This is a genomic window from Peptostreptococcus anaerobius 653-L (assembly GCF_000178095.1).
In the GTDB taxonomy this organism is placed as follows: Bacteria; Bacillota; Clostridia; order Peptostreptococcales; family Peptostreptococcaceae; genus Peptostreptococcus; species Peptostreptococcus anaerobius.
This window is the reverse complement of record NZ_ADJN01000012.1, coordinates 26003-46126: the sequence shown is the minus strand read 5'-3', so window position 1 is coordinate 46126 and position 20124 is coordinate 26003. Positions and strand designations below refer to the sequence as shown.

The following is a 20124-nucleotide window of genomic DNA, read 5'->3' as shown; positions in this document are numbered from 1 at the left end:
TTTTTAAGTATTTCTCACAAAAAAAGAGGGGTTGATTATTCACCCTTTCTTTTTTTGCCCTTTTAAATTTTCAGAATTATCTGTATTATATTTTGTCAAAAATTAAATAATACTTTTATAACACTAACTCCTCCAATCGGCTCTAATAGCTCATATGACTTATTTTATTAAATAAGTTCCTTCACTATCCTGTCTTATCAAACCTTTTTTCATCATAGTTCCTAGTGTTCTCTTGAAATTTTTCTTACTTGTAGAAAATACTATCCTCAAATCTTCTGGATCAGACTTGTCATTAAAGGACATATAGCCGTCATTCCCTTCAAGGTAACTCAGGATTGATCTTTCAAGACTAGACATCTCTTCTACTCTATCGCCCCTTGTAGAAAGCCCCAAACGTCCATCCTCATACTCTCTAATAACCCTAAGGTCCTTTAGGTAGTCACCTTCTTTGAGACTTGAGTAATACTCATCCTTTAGAATTATCCCTAACTTGTCAGGATCTATACACACTACTGCAGTTTTATTTGATTGAAAACCTATGACATATCCATTACACTTGTCGCCAAGTTGTAGGCTAGAATCAACAGACAGACGGTCTTCAATATCAAGACTTGCAGCAAGTCTACCAGTCTTGTCAACGTAAACATAGAATGGATATGATTCATCGACAAATATCTTGTATGTTCTTTCCCTAAATGGAACTAGTACATCTCTTTCAAGTCCTATATCTACAAATGAACCTATCTCTGTGTTGTCGCACACCTTAAGTACTGCTATGTCACCTGCACAAGCCTTTGGTGTCTTCTGTGTTGCTACTAGACGTTTTTGCGAATCTCTGTATACAAATACATTGACTTCATCGCCTATTTTTATCTTTTCTTTTTGTACTATATTTTTGCTAGGCAATAGTATGTCATCACTAGTATTTCCAGTCTGACCATCTAAAAAGAAACCATATTCTTTTTCTCTCATCACCTTTAAGTTGTTGTAATTTCCAAAATTAATCAATTTGCACCTCTAAATTCTTGCAAGACCAGTTTTTCTAGCCGCTTCTTCTACTGCCTTGGCTACAGCCTCAGCTATTCCTTTTTCAAATGCCAATGGTAAAATGTAGTCTACAGATAACTTATCTTCGTCAATGAAGTTGGCTAAAGCCATGGCTGCTGCTACCTTCATCTCTTCGTTTATCTGCCTAGCCCTACACCTAAGAGCTCCCTTAAATATTCCTGGGAATGCTAGTACGTTATTGACCTGGTTAGGATAGTCACTCCTGCCTGTACCCATTATAAATACTCCTGACTCCTTGGCCTCTTCAGGAAGTATCTCTGGAACCGGATTTGCCATGGCAAATACAACTGGCTGGTCATTCATGGTCTTTATCATGTCACTAGTAAGCATCTTGGGTCTAGAAACACCTATAAATACGTCCTTGCCAACAACAGCGTCCTTTAGGCTACCTCTTTCCTTGTTCTTATTTGTATATTTCAACATCTCCTTTTGAGCCCAATTTATGTCAGGTGATGATTCTTCTAGGATACCATACCTGTCACATAAAACTATGTTTTTAACATTTAAGTTTAGAAGCATCTTAGCTATTGCTATACCGGCAGAACCAGCCCCATTGATAACAACTTCAAGGTCTTCTATATCCTTGTCTTTCATAAGTTTTGCTGCATTTATAACTCCAGCTGTGACTATTATAGCAGTACCGTGCTGGTCATCATGGAATACAGGTATATCAAGCTCTTTTTTTAGTCTCTCTTCTACTTCAAAACACCTAGGCGCTGCTATATCCTCTAGGTTTATTCCACCAAATACCGGCTCTATCATCTTGACTGACTTTACAATTTCATCAACATCCTGACAAGCCAAACATATAGGAAATGCATCAACCCCAGCAAATTCCTTAAATAGTATAGCCTTGCCTTCCATAACTGGTATAGCAGCCTCTGGACCTATGTTACCAAGACCTAATACAGCAGAACCGTCACTAACAACAGCTACCATATTGGACTTTGATGTATACTTATATACATCTTCCTTATTTTCACTTATCTTTATGCAAGGCTGGGCTACTCCTGGAGTATAGGCCACTGATAGGTCATCCTTATTTTCAACCTTCACCTTGCTTATTACTTCTATTTTACCCTTTTTCTCCTCATGAACTCTTAGAGCTTCTTCTGAATAATTCATATATCCTCCCTAGTCAATCGCTTTTATATTATCATACAGGTTGTTTCCTTTTGAATCTATACATACGGTAAGCATCATATCTTCAACACGAATTTTTCTAACAGCTTCTGCCCCTAAATCATCATAGGCAATCACCTCTGATGACTTGATTCTATTTGATAGGTAGGCACCCGCTCCACCTATGGCAACTAGGTATACAGCACCATACTTCTTCATGCCGTCTATGACAACTTGGTTTCTTTTACCCTTACCTATCATAATCCTTAGACCCTTTTCCAAAAGTGGCAAGGTAAGGTCATCCATCCTATAGCTAGTTGTAGGTCCTGCAGATCCTATTATCTCCCCTGGCTTGGTTGGTGATGGACCAACATAGTAGATAGCCTGTCCCTCTATATCAAATGGGGTTGGCTGGTCTTGGTCAATGGCCTGACAGATTCTTTTATGAGCTGCATCTCTTGCCGTATATACAATACCCGAAAGACTTACAGTGTCTCCTGCTTTTAATTTTCTTATATCTTCCTCTTTTAAAGGTGTTTCTAGTCTTATCACAGCTGCCTCCTATATCATTACTTTTTTGTGTCTAGATGAATGGCAGTTTATATTTACCACAACAGGTAGACCTGCAATATGAGTTGGGAATGTTTCTATATTCAGGAATAGGGCTGTTGTAATACCTCCCAAACCCTGTGGACCTATGCCCAACTTGTTTATCTTTTCTAGGAGTTCAATCTCTAGTGCCTCTATTTCAGGATCAGGGTTGTGGACACCGACTTCTCTGAACAAGGCCTTCTTAGCTATAGTAGCACACTTGTCGACTGTTCCACCTATGCCTACACCTACTACCATAGGTGGACATGGATTTGGACCAGCTTCTCTGACAACATCTATTATAAATTTCTTTATGCCCTCTATACCGTCAGATGGCTTTAACATCTTCATCTGGCTCATATTTTCACTACCGAACCCCTTGGCTGCGTACTCTATTTCTATCCTGTCTCCCCTTACAAACTCATAGTGGACTATGGCTGGCGTATTGTCTTTTGTATTTATCCTAGATATAGGACTGACTACGGACTTTCTCAGGTAACCCTCAGTATAGCCCCTTCTAACACCTTTATTGATAGCATCTTCTATGAGATCTCCTTCTACTAGGACCTCGTTGCCTATTTTAACAAAAAATACCGCCATACCTGTATCCTGACAAAGTGGAGTCTGAGTTTCCTTGGCTATTTTGGCGTTGTCTATCAAGATTCCTAATATGTTTTTAGCAACATCTGAAGACTCCCTATCACGATATTCTTGCATAGTATTTATCAAATTTTCATCTAAATTTATACAGACATCTATGCACATATCCCTGACTGCATCTTCTATATTCTTTGAAGATACTATTCTCATATCTCTACTCCTTATTTCATCAACAGGTCAGCGTACTCTGAACCAGTAACCCTAAGAAGGTCGCTCGGTTCAAGTTCAACCTGAAATCCAATTTTACCTGCACTGACAGTTATAGTGTCTATGTCTTTTGCAGATTCGTCTATATATGTTGGGTATGACTTTTTCATACCAATAGGAGAACAACCTCCCCTAATATATCCAGTCACCTTATTTATATCTTTTACATTTATCATTTCTATGCTCTTTTCACCACAAGTTCTCGCTGCCTTTTTCATATCTAAGTTTTCAGCCACAGGTATAACAAAGACATAGTGTTGCTTACTATGACCTATTGTGACTAGGGTCTTGTATACAGTTGCTGGATCTTTGCCAAGCCCCTTCGCTGCTGTAACCCCATCTACATGGCCCTTGTCTACAGGGTATGAGAGTTCTTTGTGGTTTATTTTTTCAAGATCTAATATCCTCATAGCATTAGTTTTAACTGTTTTCTTAGCCATAACTCACTCCTATTATTTCCTTAAAACTACTGATCCTATTCCATAATACCTAGCAATTGTTACATTAATCCAGTTTTTAGGATCCTGCTCACAATCCCCCAATCCAAAACCAGCCATATATTTATTTTCTGCTGGAAGGGCTGGAACCTCTACATTTTGAACATTACCACTAGACTTGTTATCAAGAATAACAAGTTCTCTAGCGTTATACTTTGAAAGATACTCACTACTTGCTAGTATAGCATCAGGAACCGTCTTTACAAATCCATATCCAGTAAAAAGTATCATACCCATCACAATTAAAGCCGACAGTTTGTTATCTCTCCTATCAATAGTAGCTATGGACATAACTATAGCAGCTATAAAAAAGAATACTGTACCAACCATAGCCCTAGGTGGGAATGTCGGTGCCGCAAGCATTGACCAAAATGACAATAGGCCAGCTACAAAATATACCTCTGTTTCCAAATTCTTTCTCATATCCATAATCCTCGAAACAATTACGAAAATAAGGCAAATTATAAATAATACCATTATATATTTTGAATAAGCTTGGCTCATCTTGGTAAATCTCAATATCAACTTAACACTAAAATTCTCCGGCTCATTAAATAATTTCATCCTCGCAAAATTTCCAGGTGCAGTTATCATAATAATAAATCCCATCAAAGTAGAAACTGTCATCATAACCATAATACTTATACCCTTTGTATTGTCTATCATCATCTTAATCAATTGATAGGCAAGGACAAATAGCAATCCAACCACAGTGTTTTCATTGGTCCACCCTGTCAAAAAGCAAAGTATGACTATAAGGGGAATCCACATATATAAATGGCCTGTATCATTTATTATAGCCACTCTTCTGGATATATGTAGAACAGCTAAAATCATAAGACTTGTCCACATATAGTTGGCTGCACCAATGACCCATAAGTATGTCTGACCAAATACCGGCGTATAGTTCCACACAAGTAAAAACACAAGTATCAAAACACCTGTTTTAAATATGTGCCTTCCATATTTATTGCTGTTTATCACACTTTCAAGATATTTGCTATCCCCTGTCAAGCCATAATCATCTGGCATAACGACAAACCTATAAATACTATAAACAAAAGTACAGAAAAATATACTATTAAAAAAGTTTATAAAGGACTTGTCAAACATCAACATAAACTGCCCCATTCCATGTGCAATAGCCCTACCATTTATTGAGTAGTACCTGTTTTTTTGGATTAAGAATATATCCTTAATCGAGCTTATCCTCTCACCACTTTTTGTAAATAGGTTGTTGAAGTCATCAGCAACAAAGGTTGTATAAGAATTCAGGAGCAGTATAAGGAAAAATATCAGCAAGAATACAACAATAATTCCAAAGTTGTATGACCATTCGTCATATAATTTATATCTTCTATTTTTATTATAATCTTTCATCTTACGGTCAATATAATCCTTGTCTATAAACTGACCGTCTATATATTCACCCTCACTTAACTTGTCTTGTATTTCCATTACAATCTCCTATTAGCTTAGGTCTTTAAAAGACCCGATAAATAACAATTTTTTATTAAAAGAGGGAGCCATCAGACTCCCTCTTTACGTATGTTCAAACTATGTATAATTGACTATAGTTCAAAATACATAGATTAGATTTAATTTCTGATGATTAGTTCTTTTCCTTTATAAGTTCACCTATAGTGCCCATAGAATCATCACCAACTGACATATACTGGCTGAAGTCTTCTTCTGGTTCTCTAGTAAGTTCCTTTATAGAAAGCATCATTCTCTTTGTATCTGGGTTGAATTTTATTATAGCTGCCTTAACTTCATCACCTATATTTACAACATCTTCAACCTTGTTAACTCTGTCTTCACTTAATTCACCTATTGGTAAGTAAGCTTCTACACCAGGCTTAACTTCAACAAAAGCACCCTTGTCTATTATTCTAAGAACCTTAGCTGTTACATGAGATCCTACTGAAACTTCTTCAGCAATCTTCTTCCATGGATCTTCATCAGGGTTCTTAAGAGAAAGTGCGATTCTCTTGTTTTCTGGGTTTATATCCTGGATATATACATCTACTTCATCTCCAACACTAACTACAGATTCTACATCTGCAACTCTTGTCCAAGAAAGGTTGTTTATATGAGCAAGACCTTCAACGCCACCTAAGTCTATAAATGCACCATATGACATTATATTTGTAACCTTACCAGTTCTCTTTTCTCCAACTTCAAGTGAATTGAATAGTTCTTCTCTAGCAATCTTAGCAGCTTCTCTTTCTGCCTTAATTCTAGCTCTTTCAGCTTCTCTTTCTGCCTTGAATTTTTCTCTCTTTTCCTGTCTTTCAGCATCAAGTATTTCCTGAGCAACTTCTCTATGAGAAATAATTATTCTGTTCTTTCTTGCATTTATTTCCTTGATGTAACATTCTAGGTCCATACCAACGTATTCATTTGTATCCTTTACAAACTTAGTATCTATCTGAGATATTGGCATAAACATATTGTGAGACTTGTAACTTGCGTATAATCCTCTATCTAAAGCCTTAACTGTGTGTACAGTTATAGTCTTGTGTTCGTCCATTGCTACCTGTAGTTCCTTTAGGTCCTTCTGCTGCTCTAACTTTAATATAGAGATCTTTATTGTAGCATCCTTGTAGCTAACGTTTGTGATCACACCTGTCACTTCTTCGTCTAGCTTGTAAACATCGGCTAAAGTCTGTCCCTTGGCTAGGTTCACTTCACCTGCAGGTATAACTCCATCAAAACCAACCTCTAGTTTGAGAGTTAGTTCATCATTTGTTATTCTAGCTACCTTTCCAGTGATTTCCTCACCTACATTAATCTTACTTAGCTCTTGTTCTTGCATATCAAGAAGCTCTTGCATTGTTAAATTTTCCATTATAATAACATCCTTTCGTCGCGTAGTATCCATATCTAATATTATAACACAAGTCTTCATGTATATGTAAAAAAATATTTCACTTTTTGTACTTATTTTCAGATTTTTTACTATAGTTTCAAAAATATGACCTATACTTTTTGGTTTTCATCTCATAAGTAGACCTACTAAACGACATTTTATTTATTTTTGTCTTACTATTAGTCTCTTATCCCTCGTAAAGGTTAGTTGACTGGTATATAGGATCGCAGGTAACATCTACACCAAGCTTTCTAAATACCTGTTCATCACTATTTGAAAGAATTACTGTAGAGTGGGCTTGACACCCTTTTAACAAGTCAAGTTTATCAACAGCATACTTTGCTACTGGATTTGTTACAGCACTGATGCTAAGAGCCATCAAAACTTCTTCAGCATTTAGTGAGACATTTCTGCTATTTAGGACATTTTTCTTTAGGTTTATAATAGGTTCAAGTACCAATGGTGATATAAGGTGGATATCGTCATTTATATCTGCAAGTATCTTAACTGCATTCAAGATAGCAGCTGCAGCCCCATTCATTGTATCTGAGAACTTACCTGTTACTTTTCTACCATCTTCTAATACCATACCTAGTCCCTGACAAGCAGAATTATCATTGTTCGGACAATGTGATTCAACATAGGCTCTAGCAACGTTGACAGCTTCCCTATCTTCGCCCTTTAGGCCTAGACCTTCCATTATCATCTTCATCCTATCTACAGCTTCCTTGTCCAAGTTACCCTTTTTGTAGTCACACATTGTCTTGTAGTATCTTCTAATTATTTCCTGTATTGAAGCTTCCCTTACAACATCATCATCCACTATACCAAATCCAACCCTGTTAACACCCATATCAGTTGGAGACTGGAACATAGATTCTTCACCTGTTATCTTTTCTATGATCTTCTTAAGAACTGGGAATAATTCAATATCCCTATTATAGTTTACAGTTGACTCACCATAGGCCTCTAAATGGAATGAATCTATCATATTGACATCCTTTAGGTCTACTGTTGCTGCTTCATAGGCAATGTTTACCGGGTGCTTAAGAGGTAGATTCCATACTGGGAATGTCTCATACTTTGAATAGCCAGCAGTTTTTCCCATTTTGTTTTCATGGTATAGCTGACTTAGGCATGTTCCAAGCTTTCCTGAATTAGGACCCGGCGCAGTCACAACTACGATAGGCTTAGTTGTTTCAATATATGGATTGGCTCCAAATCCCTCTTCACTTACTATAGTATCAACGTCGACTGGATACCCCTTTGTTGGTCCGTGTCTATATACCTTTATGCCCCTACGTTCTAACTTGTTAATTAGTATTGTTGCAGCAGGCTGATTTTCGTACCTAGTTATAACAACTGAATTGACATCAAGATTATAACCTCTCAAGTCATCAATCAATCTCATAACTTCCATATCATAAGTTATACCTAGGTCTCCTCTTACCTTGTTTCTCTCTATATCACCAGCATAAACACATATAATTATCTCAACCTTGTCCTTTATATGGCTAAGAACCTTAATCTTTGCATTTTCATCAAATCCTGGTAAAACTCTTTTAGCGTGTAAGTCTCCTATCAACTTACCTCCAAATTCTATATATAGCTTGTCAAAGTTATCAACTCTTTCAAGTATATATTTTGACTGCTCCTCTAGATATTTGTTGTGATCAAATCCAATTTTCATATTAACTCTCCTATTTTATAATTTTATTTTCAAAAAACTTCTTGACTAAAGCCATAAAATGTATTAAAATAGAATTCCATCACAAATTCTTTAATACATGACATACGGCCTAGCTGTATGTTTTTTGCATCAATAAGTATTTATTATACAATTTTTTCTGGTAAAAATCAAGACGGTATTTACCTTTATTTTTATTTGAATTCTATCCCTAACTAAAATAGCTCTTTAATATCTGCAATTCCTTCATCTATCTCCTCTGGACTAAAGTTTCTCTCCTTCAACTGTTCTTCACTCAATTCTTTTAACATAGTATAAAACTCACCTGCTATATAGATTGAATTTGCTGTCTTTGACTTTTTTATTGATTCAAATAGTACATCCTCTGCCTCATTTATTTTACCATCCATTACGAGTCTTTTAATTCTTATCAAAAGAATCTCTTCAATAGGATCATATGCAAAATTTAAATCATTTAGGCTAGAGTATTTTTTCCCTAAGAGCTCCTTGAATACTTGCTCTCTTTTTTGATTTTGTAATCTGTCTATTAAACCCATAATTTATAATCTCCTTAATTTATATTTCAAAAAAAATTTCATCTTAAATTCAAAAACAAAGTTCTAAGACATATAAAAGTCCCCAAGCATATTGTTGAGGACCCATAATATATATAACTATTTACTCTCCTTGTCAGACATTACTTCCTTTATGCCCTTAAAAGTACCTAGGAAATTTACAGCATCTGATGGAAGTACTAACTTAGAAGATGGACTCTCACCTAATTTTTCAATAGCTTCCATTGACTTAAGTGCAAGTATATTATCATCCACATTTGCTTCTTTCATAGCAGTGAATACACTTCTAATACCATCTGCTTCTGCAAGTTTTTTATTTCTAATAGCCTCAGCTTCACCCTGTGCTTCAAGAATCTTAGATTCTCTTTCACCTTCAGCTTCTCTTATCATTGATTCCTTTTTAGCTTCTGCTCTTAGGATTGCAGACTGCTTTTCACCCTCTGCAATAAGAATCTTAGACTGCTTTTCTCCTTCTGCCTGAAGTATAGCCTCTCTTCTTTCTCTTTCTGCACGCATCTGTTTTTCCATAGCAGCCTGTATATCCCTTGGTGGCATTATATTCTTAAGCTCAACTCTATTGACCTTAATACCCCATATATCTGTTGCCTCGTCAAGTATAGTCCTCATCTTGGCATTTATAAGGTCTCTCGAAGTAAGAGTTTCATCTAAATCAAGGTCACCTATTATATTTCTTAGAGTAGTCGCTGTCAGGTTCTCAATAGCGGATATAGGGTTTGCTATCTCAAACACATATGACTTTGGATCTGTTATCTTGTAGTATACAACTGTGTCTATCTGCATAGTTACATTGTCCTTAGTTATAACTGGCTGAGGTGGAAAATCCACTACCATCTCCCTAAGGTCAATCATATAAGACATAGTATCAATAAATGGAACTAATAAGTGAATACCTGTTTTGGCCTCTGTATGGAATTTACCAAGTCTCATGATAATACCCATCCTTGCCTGCTTTACTATCCTAATTGACCTGACTACTACTAGCAAAACCAAAAGGATTAATACTGTTGTAATTACTGATCTTACCATAAACTACCTCCAAAAATATTATTTTCTTTTTTCTACAAGGAGTTTGACACCCTGTATTCCCTTTACAAGGATTTCTTCTCCCACTTCAAGGATTTGCCCCTCTTCATTGGAAACAGCTGTCCATTCTTCACCCTTGACCTTGACAAGACCAGGTTGTTCAGGACTTATTCTTCCAATAACATAGCCTTTTTTGCCTATAAAGGCATCCGTATTCGTATCTACACTTGCCCAATGGGTATTATTTTTATCCCTGTCCATCTTAATCAGCTTTTTAGTAGCTATAAATAGAAGACCAAAAGATACTATCAAAAATACCGCCAACTGTATTGCCAGTGATTGTGTAAAATATGATACAGCTAGTGCAGCCAATGAGCCCACACTAAACCATATAAGGGCGAGACTAAGAGTTGCAGCCTCTCCTATAGCAAAGGCAACTGCTATTAATATCCAAATAACCTTTATACTTAACCCAAACATGATAGCCTCCTTTACAAAAAAACTATTTTTTTCTATTATATAATATTTTGATTGTTTTTGGTATCATTTTTATTAAATCTCTTGCGTTTATAACATATTTATTTTTAAATATTCCATCTCCAATTAATCCATGTAGGTAAACTCCCAAAACAGCAGCTTCAAAAGCTTCATAACCTTGACCACAAAGGGATGTTATAATACCTGTAAGGACGTCTCCCATACCACCATTTGCCATAGCTGGATTACCAGTTGTATTTACGTATGTCCTGTTTCCATCGCTAATAATCGTATTCTTACCCTTTAAAACTAAGACGATACCATTTCTAGCTGCGTAGCCCTTTGCTAGTTGAAACCTATTTTGGTCTACCTCACTCGGGCTAAGACCTATCATCCTCGCAAACTCTCCACTGTGTGGTGTCATGATTACATCTTTTCCTTTTGCCATTCTACTAGGATCGAATACATCCAAACCACCTGCATCTATAACAAGACTAGGCTTATTAGTCCCTGATTCTAAGTCATCTAACAAGGATTCCAACTGAACCTTACTGATTTTTTTGTCAGCCTTTCCCGGTCCAAATGCAATTGCGTCAGCCTTTGCTAGCAACTTTTCCAGTCTTTCCTTATCATCATCTAGACATGTCATCTCCTCAACTAGTCTAGTAGCATTTACCCCGACAGTATCCTCGTCAGAAACTAGGGTAACAAGTCCCGAACCTGTTTTACTTGCAGCCCTAGAAGCTAGATATGCAGCCCCATAATAGCCCTTAGAACCAGCATAGATCAGTACTTTTCCAAGGTCAGATTTGTTAGATGAAGGCTTTCTATCTTTGAGTATGTCATTTATATAGTCTATATCTACAAATCTACCACTTATAAAGTCTCGTCTGTCTGCGGACTGGTCTATACTAGCTCCAAACTTAGTCCTATCTTGCCTTTCTATATAATTATATACTTTATCAGGTATTCCAATCGGCTCTACAAAGACTTGACCAAGATAGTCTTCTATAGAGTAGTTCAAGAACCCCTCCTTAAAATACTCAAAAGTAATCGTATAGTCAGCCTCTATTGCATCTCCCATTATTTGACCACTTGTAGGATCTATTCCAGATGGAGTGTCAATGGCTATTGTTTTAAAAGAATACATTTCTCTAGCCCTATTTACCATTCCAATTAGGCCAATGTAGGAAAAATCTAAGTCCCTATTTAGACCGACACCAAATAAAGAGTCTATGAGATAGTCAGTTTGTTTAAGGATTCCTGTCATCTTTGTATCATTCATATGGTAGTCTCCATGTTCAAAGGATAGGATTTCAATCCCCATGGACCTAATAATATCCATGTTGGTCCTAGTAGACTCTGTCATCTTTTCTTCCTGACCGATAAAAATGACCCTTACCCTATGACCCATTATGCTTAGCTTCCTTGCTATAACAAGACCATCTCCACCATTATTACCAGCACCACTCAATATTGTAAATAACCTTTGACCACACAGGCCTTGACTATCCAATATCTCTTCTATTCTTTTAGTGGCAGCTGATGCAGCATTTTCCATCAAAACAATCGATGGTATCTTAAAAGTATCCATACACATTTCGTCCATTTTTCTTGTCAAAGCTGCTGATCCTATTATCATGACAATACCTCCTTTAATATTTACCTTTTTCTTCTAGTCTATTTCCTTGTAGAGATGGCCTGTATCATAATTTCTAATATCAAGGTCAACCTCTTTAGAATTCTTCAACCTATCTATATAAGCCCTTGCTATTTTCTTCGTCTCTAAAGAATCTTCAAAACTAAAATCAAGTTCAAACTTTGATATGCCCGCATCTTCCAACCTATCTAGATCTTGGATTAAGCTCACTCTTTGGTCTGAGTATATTGTAGTCCTGCAGTTTTCATCCTGGGATAGCCTATACCTTCTATTATCACTGGATTCAAGATAATAATCAGCCTTTGAACATTGGGCATCCCTCTTGTTTTTCTTGCAGGCCTTTGTTAATACTCCCATTGGACAGTACTCACTCAACATCATTTCAGTATAGCCATAGACCCTGTATTCTAGGTCATGACAGCTAGTTGCCAGATTCCTGATTTGGTTCAAAGACATTTCCTGAGATAGGCACATAAGTCCCATATTGTTTTCCCTGTAAAAATGTATAGACCTCTCGTTGAAAATATTAAGCCAAGATGACACAAGTATTTCCTTGTCAGCAAAGTTCTTCCTAATATAGTATATCTCACCATAATTCGACAGCCTAAAACCATCTAGCTGGTCTAGGTAGTCTCTTTCTAACTGGTCAAGACATGAATATATATATTTTTCATTTGTTCTGATAATCCTAGGCATATAGTAGTATATTTTTTTACCTGCTTCTTTAGATATTTTTATAGCCTCTTTTATAGTCCTTATATCTCTATAATATACCCTATCAACCTCTAGGTCTAGTAGTACTTTTAATTGTTCTATATTTTTGCAAGAAACATTTATCTCTTCTACATAGTTCTTATTTTCATGGTGGCTAGACAGTCTATCCTTGTGCTCTCCTAGAGATAAATAATTCCTCTCTTTTATTTTAACCCTCATAGCAGATAGTTCTTCAATAGCAGCCCTCCTGATATTGTTTAGCTGGCTAATTGGTAGGCTTAGGCCTTGTCCTATCTCAAAATCCGCCTTGTCCAAGCAGTATGGCGTATCTCCAAGCTTGGCTAGCTGTTTGTAGGCCTTTTCTTGGTCAATTGAAACCTTTAAGGCTTTTTCAACCCTAGATTCCCCATACACTCTGACATGATTTTTATCTGGATCTGACATTTCTAGGCAAGGATACTCACCCAAACTCAAATACAACTTTGCAGTTAGAGGAATCTTGACATAGTCCTTGTCCTCAGAATAGGTCTTCTGCACCCTGTCTATAAGGTCCTTGTCACTTGTCTTAAATATCTCAGTTCCCTTAGGAATATTTTGGGTATAGTCTATTTCAACGACTTGACCAGGATGTCCTATTGTGTCTATAGTCTTGCCCCTTATTATTCTTCCTATCTGGCCCCCACCTATATTTAGGCCATCTCCTTTTTTAAGTTCCTTTTCTAGCTTTATCTTCAGTTTCTTAGACTTTGAATTAAATCCTATAACCTTACCTATATATAGACCCCTGTTATTTGGCTTTTGCTTGTTCATTATATCCGAGCCAACCTCACCTAGCAAATAACCATGGGTAAACTTCCTATTGAATATTGTGTATAGGTTATCAATAGTTTCTTGTGATACAGGCTTTCTAATAGATTTTGCATTTATATTTATATCTCGTCTACCAAGACTTGAGGTCCTGTTTTTTTGCATTTCAAGATAATTTAATACAGCATCCCTATAAGATGATACAACAGTGGCTACATATTCAGGTCTTTTCATCCTGCCCTCTATCTTGAGTGACATCAGGCCTGATTCAAGAACATCTCCAATATGTTCAATAGAATTTAAGTCTCTTGGACTGAGTAGGTAGTCCCCCCCAGTATCTACATATGTATCTTCTATCTCATTGTATATCTTATATTTTTGCCTACAAGGTTGGGCACACCTTCCCCTGTTTCCTGAACGAGTCCCCATAACAGAAGACATCAGACATTGGCCTGAATAAGAAACGCATAGGGCTCCATGGACAAACACCTCTATATCCACATCTGTAGCCTGGCATATCTGGGCAATCTCACCTACATTTAATTCCCTAGCAAGTACAACTCTTTTAAAGCCTAGACTTTCAAGGTACTTAACATCATTTAGACTGTGGGCTGCCATCTGAGTAGAGGCATGTAATTCAAAATCAGGTAAAATCTCGTGTATTCTTGTAGCCATACCTATATCCTGAAGAATAAGGGCATCTATAGAAATAGAATACAAAAATTTTATATATTCTATAAAATCTTCTATCTCAGTCTGCTTTATAAGAGTATTCACCGTCACAAATACCCTACATCCTCTTATATGGCAATATTTTACAGCTTCTATCAATTCATCCCTGTCAAAATTGTTAGCACTAGCCCTAGCACTAAAGTCCTTTCCGCCTAAGTATACAGCGTTTGCTCCATTTTGAACCGCTGCCTTTAAGGCCTCAAAAGAACCCACAGGAGCCAATAATTCTAAGTTTTTATTTATCATACTTTACCACCTTATTTTCGTTACAAAAGGCTACATAGATCAATCTCTGTAGCCTTTAGTATATGTCATTATTTTATGCTATTTTTTAATTCCTCATAATTTAGCTGAATATTATAGGCCTTATTTTGAAATTCAGTAGCCATAGCTTCAGCAACTGCTACCTTGTTTTCCATTTCCTTTATCTGCATCTGCATTGACTTTATCTTTTTTTCTATATCAGGGTCACTAGCACTAGATCCTGCAAGTGATATAGATTCTATCTTAGAATCTCTTTCTTCTAGATCAAGTTTCAATTGATCCCTTTCAGACTTGACCTTAGCTAGCATTTCATCAGACTGGGCCAATTTTTCTAATACGCTGTCAAACTCCTTTTCAAGATCTTCACTTGTGTTTGTGATTGAAGATTCTAGTTTTTCTATCTTATCCTTAAGCTGGTCATTCTCACTCCTAGCATCAAATAGTTTATCCGCCACATTTACAGACATAAGAATAGCTGCATTTATCTTTGTAAGACTTGGAGCCTTTGAGAAAATCTCCTTAAGTTCATTGTCTATGTATTTTGCTACCTTTACTATTTCTGCTTCTGGCTTTTCACCTGCTATATTGTAATCAACACCATCTATCCTAACACTTACTCTGTTCATAATGCACCTCGTCATAATATTTATACTACTCTCTAGTATATCAAATAATTAAGACCATTACCATACATTTATGGCTTTATGTTAAATCTATTCCATTGGTAGATTCTTAATACTTTTTAAAGCTGTCTCATGAATATGCATATTGATATAATATATCTTATTTAGATAGCTGAATGTATTGTCTGTGTAGCTGAATGAATACTTTTTAAAACTGTCGAATGAATATGTAACTTCTATGCTCGACACTCAAAATTCCAATGTGCTTTGCAGTGGAATTTTTTAACCGTTTACTCACATGAAGTTACTAATATTCATCGCCAATGTTTTCTTAAAAGTATTCACTCTAGCTATCACAATTAATAGTTAGTTGTAAAAATAAGATATATTGTATGAAACTAAGATGAAAATAAACACCTTAATGATGACTTAAAGTTGGTAAAAAAATTCATATATAACATACTCAGAAATTATGCCGACGAAAGCTATATAGCTAATGTGCACTTGATTACATAATCAACTCTATTAAAACATAAAAAGGAAGTATGTTCTATCCTTGTGCAAAAAAACATTGGCGAAGAATATCCATAATATCGTGCAAAGGTCACGATTAAAAAATTCCAGGTGCAAAGCACATTTGGAATTTTCAGTGACCAAGCACTGATATTATATATTCTTACGACAGTTTTTTTAATAAGGATTAACATACTTCCTATATTTTACTTAAACAGTTTTTTAATAAGGATTAACATACTTCCTATATTTTACTTACACAGTTTTTTAATAAGGACTAACATACTTCCTATAGTTTACATAAACAGTTTTTTAAGCAAGGATTAACATACTTCCTTCAAAACTAGTCTCTTAGTTTTGCATCCAATTCCTTCTCAAGTTCTTCTAAGATCTTAGAATGTACTGGACTGATTTCATCATCTGTAAGTGTCTTTTCAAGACTTCTATATGATATTGAATAAGCAACTGACTTGTAGCCTTCTTCTATCTGGTCTCCCTTATATACGTCAAATAACTCACAAGCTTCTACTAGTCCTGCTCCATTTGACATGATCACTTCTTCTATGCTTCCTACTGATACTTGGTCCTTTACAAGTAAGGCGATATCCCTTGATGAAGCCGGGAACTTTGGTAGGGCCTTGAATATTATTGTATCGTTTCTATGAGTATATACCTCGTCTAACTTTATTTCTGCTATATACACTCTCTTAGATATTCCGTAGTTTTCTAATACATATGGGTGGATTTCTCCTATTGTTCCTAGGAATGTTTCTCCTGCCAAGATATCTGCACACCTACCTGGATGGAATGATGTGTTTGTCTTATCTGCTAGGTATGTCTGATCCTTTATTCCTACTCTTTCAAATATCCTATCAAGAACTCCCTTTAGGGTGAAGAAGTCTTTGTCTTCTCCATACATACCTAGACATATCCTAGTTTCTTCTACTCCAGCCATATCAGTTGGTGTAAACACATGACCACATTCAAACACTGATGCTGTATCTATATTATGAGATATATTTGTTGTAATTACATCCATCATATTTGGTATAAGTGTAGTTCTCATTATTGATGTATCTTCACCTAGTGGGTTTAGTAGTTTTACTACATCTCTTAGGTTTGAATCTTCTGGAACCATGATTTTATCTAGTCCCTTAGGGCTGACAAATGAGTATGTAAGTATTTCATACATTCCTGAGCCTATAGCTGTAGTCTTTACCTTGTCTAGGAACTTCTGCTTGTCAGTCTTTACACCTGCTGTAGTGTTGCCCTGTAGCTGAATTGATGGTATATTAGCAAATCCGTATATTCTAGCTATTTCTTCAAATATATCTGCTTCCTGCTCGATATCAAGCCTAAATGCTGGTACTTCAAGTACTAACTCTTGATCAGATTTTAGATCACACTTAAATTCTAGGTCCTCCATTATCTTGCAAAACCTGTCCATAGGTATATCTACGCCTATTCTTTTGTTGATCCTAGTTGGATTGACTGTGATCGTCTGAGCTGGTTTTGGATTAGGATATACATCTACTACACCCTTCATAACCTTACCAGCACCAAGTAATTCAACTAACTGGACTGCTCTTTCAAGGGCTAGGGCTGCATTTTCTTCTGACACACCCTTTTCGAATCTTGATGATGCTTCTGATCTTAGACCTAGCTTCTTAGATGATTTTCTGATGTTTTCCTTGTTGAATACAGCAGACTCAAACATTATTTCAACTGTATCTTCCTTTACACCAGAATCTAGACCACCCATGATACCTGCTATACCAAGAGTCTTTTCTCCATTAGTTATCATCAACATATCTTCGTCAAGGTCTCTTTCCTGCTTATCAAGTGTTGTAAACTTTTCACCCTTTACTGCATTTTTTACAACTATCTTGTTATTGCCTATTTCTCTCATATCAAATGCGTGCATAGGCTGACCCATTTCTAACATTACAAAGTTAGTTATGTCGACTATGTTGTTGATTGGTCTAACTCCAGCTTCTATAAGACGTCTTTGCATCCAATATGGTGATTTTTCGATCTTGACATCAGTTACTCTTCTTGCCATATATCTAGTGCAAAGGTCTGGACTTTCTATCTTGATATCTACATCAATTTCCTTGTCAGCTTCTTCTTTTACACTTATTTCAGGATACTTTGTATTTTTACCTAGTGTAACAGCTGCCTCTCTTGCTATACCTATCATGCACCTACAGTCCGGTCTGTTTGAAGTAAGTTCAAAGTCTATTACTGCATCAGTTAGACCTAGGACTTCTTTTACGTCCTTGCCTGTTTCATATGAGTCTTCCATATCCAAGATATAGATTCCATTCTTCTTGTAGTCTTCCACAAACTTCTCATCTATTCCAAGTTCCTTTGCAGAGCACATCATTCCGTTTGATGCTACCCCTCTTAGCTTGGAGTTTTTGATCTTTATGCCACCAGGTAGGACTGCCCCATCTATAGCAAGGGGTATATAGTCGCCAACCTTGATATTCTTAGCTCCTGTAACTATCTGAATAGGTGAGCCCTGACCTGCATCCACCTGTGTCACAACTAATTTCTCTGCATCTGGATGTTCTGCAATTTCAAGGATTTTAGCAACTACTACATTTTCTATCTCTTCACCGTAGAACTCAACTGTTTCAGTCTTAGTTCCAGTCATAGTCATTAGGTCGCCAAACTCTTTAGCGTCCACATCTATATCTACATAATCTCTTAACCATTTTAATGATACTAACATACACTACCTCCTCTAGAACTGGTCTAAGAATCTTACGTCATTTTCGAACATAAGTCTTATATCATCTATACCGTACTTTAACATAGCAAGTCTTTCAACTCCCATACCTGCTGCAAATCCTGAGTATACATCTGGGTCTATACCACAGTTTCTAAGAACATTAGGATGCACCATACCTGCACCAAGTATTTCTATCCAGCCTTCTCCTTTACATACAGGGCAACCAGCTCCACCACACTTAAAGCATGATACGTCAATTTCAGCACTTGGCTCTGTAAATGGGAAGTTATGTGGTCTAAACTTTGTCTTTGTCTCAGGTCCATATAACTTCTGGACAAACTTTTCCATAGTTCCCTTGAATTCTGTAAATGTGATGTCCTTACCAACAACCAATACCTCTATCTGGTGGAACATTGGTGAATGTGTAGCATCTGGGCTATCTGACCTGAAACATCTACCAGGAACTATTATCTTTAGTGGTAGGTCGTTTGTCTTTACGGCCTCTTCCATTGTTCTTATCTGGACTGGTGATGTCTGTGTCCTAAGAAGGATGTCTTCAGTGATATAAAAAGTATCTGTCATATCTCTTGATGGATGGTCTTTTGGGGCATTTAGGGCATCAAAGTTATTTCTTACTGTCTCTATTTCAGGACCCTCAGCAATCGAAAATCCCATTCCCATAAATATCTCAGTAACCTCATCTATCATTTTTGAAATAATATGCTGCTTACCTATCTGAGGAACTTTACCAGGCATAGTAACATCTATTGTTTCAGATTCTATCTTCTGTTCAAGGATAGCACGACTGATCATTTCTTTCTTTTCTTTAATATTGTTAGTTATAATTTCCCTTACTTCATTACCTAGTTTACCAATTATAGGTCTTTCTTCAGCCGATAACTTACCCATTTCCTTTAATATCTTTGTAAGTTCACCCTTTTTACCTAATAGGTCGACCCTTAATTTTTCAACTTCTTCTGGAGAAGTCGCTGCTAATATTTTTTCTTCAGCAATTTTTCTTAGTTCTTTTAATTTCTCCTGCATACTCAACATCCTTTCCGTTTTTTCTAATAAAAAAAGACCTTCATCCATAGGGACGAAAGGTCTGAAATCGCGGTACCACCCTAATAGTCTATAGTATCTTTGACTAAGACTACCAAATCAACTTTGATACTTAGCCTAATTATATCTATAAACCACTCAATAGTTTAACGCACATCACGTCTTGGCCTACTTATCTAGTGTTCAACCAAGCTGCTCCAGAGGGAACTTCT

16 protein-coding genes and 1 other annotated feature (1 of these 17 running past the window's edge) are annotated in these 20124 nt (G+C 36.3%); all 16 genes read right to left on the bottom strand.

Annotated elements, in window-relative coordinates; all coding sequences use genetic code 11:
- Positions 1-159 precede the first annotated feature (159 nt).
- On the bottom strand, positions 160-1008 hold the full coding sequence (locus HMPREF0631_RS01080; protein ID WP_002842805.1) for a CvfB family protein: 849 nt from the start codon (positions 1006-1008) through the stop codon (positions 160-162).
- A gap of 9 nt (positions 1009-1017) precedes the next feature.
- A complete protein-coding gene (locus tag HMPREF0631_RS01075) occupies positions 1018-2193 on the bottom strand; it encodes an NAD(P)-dependent malic enzyme (protein ID WP_002842813.1) in 1176 nt (391 codons plus the stop codon).
- Positions 2194-2202: 9 nt separating this feature from the next.
- Entirely contained in the window at positions 2203-2742 is a 540-nt protein-coding gene (locus HMPREF0631_RS01070; RefSeq protein ID WP_002842820.1) for a Fe-S-containing hydro-lyase, read from the bottom strand.
- 9 nt (positions 2743-2751) lie between these two features.
- Positions 2752-3591 carry a fumarate hydratase gene (locus HMPREF0631_RS01065; protein WP_002842782.1) on the bottom strand — a complete coding sequence of 280 codons (840 nt, stop codon included), beginning with the start codon at positions 3589-3591 and terminating at the stop codon, positions 2752-2754.
- A gap of 11 nt (positions 3592-3602) precedes the next feature.
- Positions 3603-4088, bottom strand: a complete 486-nt coding sequence (ybaK, locus tag HMPREF0631_RS01060; RefSeq protein ID WP_002842777.1) for a Cys-tRNA(Pro) deacylase — start codon at positions 4086-4088, stop codon at positions 3603-3605.
- A gap of 12 nt (positions 4089-4100) precedes the next feature.
- The gene (locus tag HMPREF0631_RS01055; protein WP_002842771.1) at positions 4101-5603 is read right to left on the bottom strand and encodes a DUF3329 domain-containing protein; all 1503 of its coding nucleotides are present in this window, start codon (positions 5601-5603) and stop codon (positions 4101-4103) included.
- A gap of 154 nt (positions 5604-5757) precedes the next feature.
- Positions 5758-6996, bottom strand: a complete 1239-nt coding sequence (locus tag HMPREF0631_RS01050) for a 30S ribosomal protein S1 (RefSeq protein ID WP_002842788.1) — start codon at positions 6994-6996, stop codon at positions 5758-5760.
- 208 nt (positions 6997-7204) lie between these two features.
- Complete coding sequence (locus HMPREF0631_RS01045; RefSeq protein WP_002842792.1) at positions 7205-8707, bottom strand: DUF1846 domain-containing protein; 1503 nt, start codon at positions 8705-8707, stop codon at positions 7205-7207.
- A gap of 212 nt (positions 8708-8919) precedes the next feature.
- The gene (locus HMPREF0631_RS01040; protein ID WP_002842798.1) at positions 8920-9261 is read right to left on the bottom strand and encodes a DUF6483 family protein; all 342 of its coding nucleotides are present in this window, start codon (positions 9259-9261) and stop codon (positions 8920-8922) included.
- A 117-nt stretch (positions 9262-9378) separates the two neighbouring features.
- Complete coding sequence (locus tag HMPREF0631_RS01035; protein ID WP_002842825.1) at positions 9379-10326, bottom strand: SPFH domain-containing protein; 948 nt, start codon at positions 10324-10326, stop codon at positions 9379-9381.
- 18 nt (positions 10327-10344) lie between these two features.
- Positions 10345-10803, bottom strand: coding sequence for an NfeD family protein (locus HMPREF0631_RS01030; protein WP_002842768.1), 459 nt, complete (start codon positions 10801-10803; stop codon positions 10345-10347).
- A gap of 22 nt (positions 10804-10825) precedes the next feature.
- Positions 10826-12442, bottom strand: a complete 1617-nt coding sequence (locus HMPREF0631_RS01025; protein WP_002842790.1) for a bifunctional ADP-dependent NAD(P)H-hydrate dehydratase/NAD(P)H-hydrate epimerase — start codon at positions 12440-12442, stop codon at positions 10826-10828.
- Positions 12443-12475: 33 nt separating this feature from the next.
- On the bottom strand, positions 12476-14959 hold the full coding sequence (locus tag HMPREF0631_RS01020; protein WP_002842779.1) for a DUF3656 domain-containing U32 family peptidase: 2484 nt from the start codon (positions 14957-14959) through the stop codon (positions 12476-12478).
- Positions 14960-15027: 68 nt separating this feature from the next.
- Positions 15028-15603 (bottom strand): cell division protein ZapA, encoded by a 576-nt coding sequence (zapA, locus tag HMPREF0631_RS01015; RefSeq protein ID WP_002842803.1) that lies wholly within the window; start codon positions 15601-15603, stop codon positions 15028-15030.
- 853 nt (positions 15604-16456) lie between these two features.
- Positions 16457-18850: a phenylalanine--tRNA ligase subunit beta gene (pheT, locus tag HMPREF0631_RS01010; RefSeq protein WP_002842766.1), complete on the bottom strand. Its 2394-nt coding sequence runs from the start codon at positions 18848-18850 to the stop codon at positions 16457-16459.
- A gap of 12 nt (positions 18851-18862) precedes the next feature.
- Positions 18863-19894 (bottom strand): phenylalanine--tRNA ligase subunit alpha, encoded by a 1032-nt coding sequence (pheS, locus tag HMPREF0631_RS01005; RefSeq protein WP_002842815.1) that lies wholly within the window; start codon positions 19892-19894, stop codon positions 18863-18865.
- A 45-nt stretch (positions 19895-19939) separates the two neighbouring features.
- Positions 19940-20124: a binding site (T-box leader), on the bottom strand (it continues 84 nt past the right edge of the window).

Excerpts from the sequence above, each read along its gene's own strand:
- HMPREF0631_RS01050 (WP_002842788.1), bottom strand. The coding sequence starts at position 6,996 with ATGGAAAATTTAACAATGCAAGAGCTTCTTGATATGCAAGAACAAGAG.
- HMPREF0631_RS01025 (WP_002842790.1), bottom strand. The coding sequence starts at position 12,442 with ATGATAATAGGATCAGCAGCTTTGACAAGAAAAATGGACGAAATGTGT.
- HMPREF0631_RS01065 (WP_002842782.1), bottom strand. The coding sequence starts at position 3,591 with ATGAGAATAGTATCTTCAAAGAATATAGAAGATGCAGTCAGGGATATG.
- pheT (WP_002842766.1), bottom strand. The coding sequence starts at position 18,850 with ATGTTAGTATCATTAAAATGGTTAAGAGATTATGTAGATATAGATGTG.
- HMPREF0631_RS01045 (WP_002842792.1), bottom strand. The coding sequence starts at position 8,707 with ATGAAAATTGGATTTGATCACAACAAATATCTAGAGGAGCAGTCAAAA.
- HMPREF0631_RS01075 (WP_002842813.1), bottom strand. The coding sequence starts at position 2,193 with ATGAATTATTCAGAAGAAGCTCTAAGAGTTCATGAGGAGAAAAAGGGT.
- pheS (WP_002842815.1), bottom strand. The coding sequence starts at position 19,894 with ATGCAGGAGAAATTAAAAGAACTAAGAAAAATTGCTGAAGAAAAAATA.
- HMPREF0631_RS01055 (WP_002842771.1), bottom strand. The coding sequence starts at position 5,603 with ATGGAAATACAAGACAAGTTAAGTGAGGGTGAATATATAGACGGTCAG.
- zapA (WP_002842803.1), bottom strand. The coding sequence starts at position 15,603 with ATGAACAGAGTAAGTGTTAGGATAGATGGTGTTGATTACAATATAGCA.
- ybaK (WP_002842777.1), bottom strand. The coding sequence starts at position 4,088 with ATGGCTAAGAAAACAGTTAAAACTAATGCTATGAGGATATTAGATCTT.
- HMPREF0631_RS01030 (WP_002842768.1), bottom strand. The coding sequence starts at position 10,803 with ATGTTTGGGTTAAGTATAAAGGTTATTTGGATATTAATAGCAGTTGCC.
- HMPREF0631_RS01040 (WP_002842798.1), bottom strand. The coding sequence starts at position 9,261 with ATGGGTTTAATAGACAGATTACAAAATCAAAAAAGAGAGCAAGTATTC.
- HMPREF0631_RS01035 (WP_002842825.1), bottom strand. The coding sequence starts at position 10,326 with ATGGTAAGATCAGTAATTACAACAGTATTAATCCTTTTGGTTTTGCTA.
- HMPREF0631_RS01020 (WP_002842779.1), bottom strand. The coding sequence starts at position 14,959 with ATGATAAATAAAAACTTAGAATTATTGGCTCCTGTGGGTTCTTTTGAG.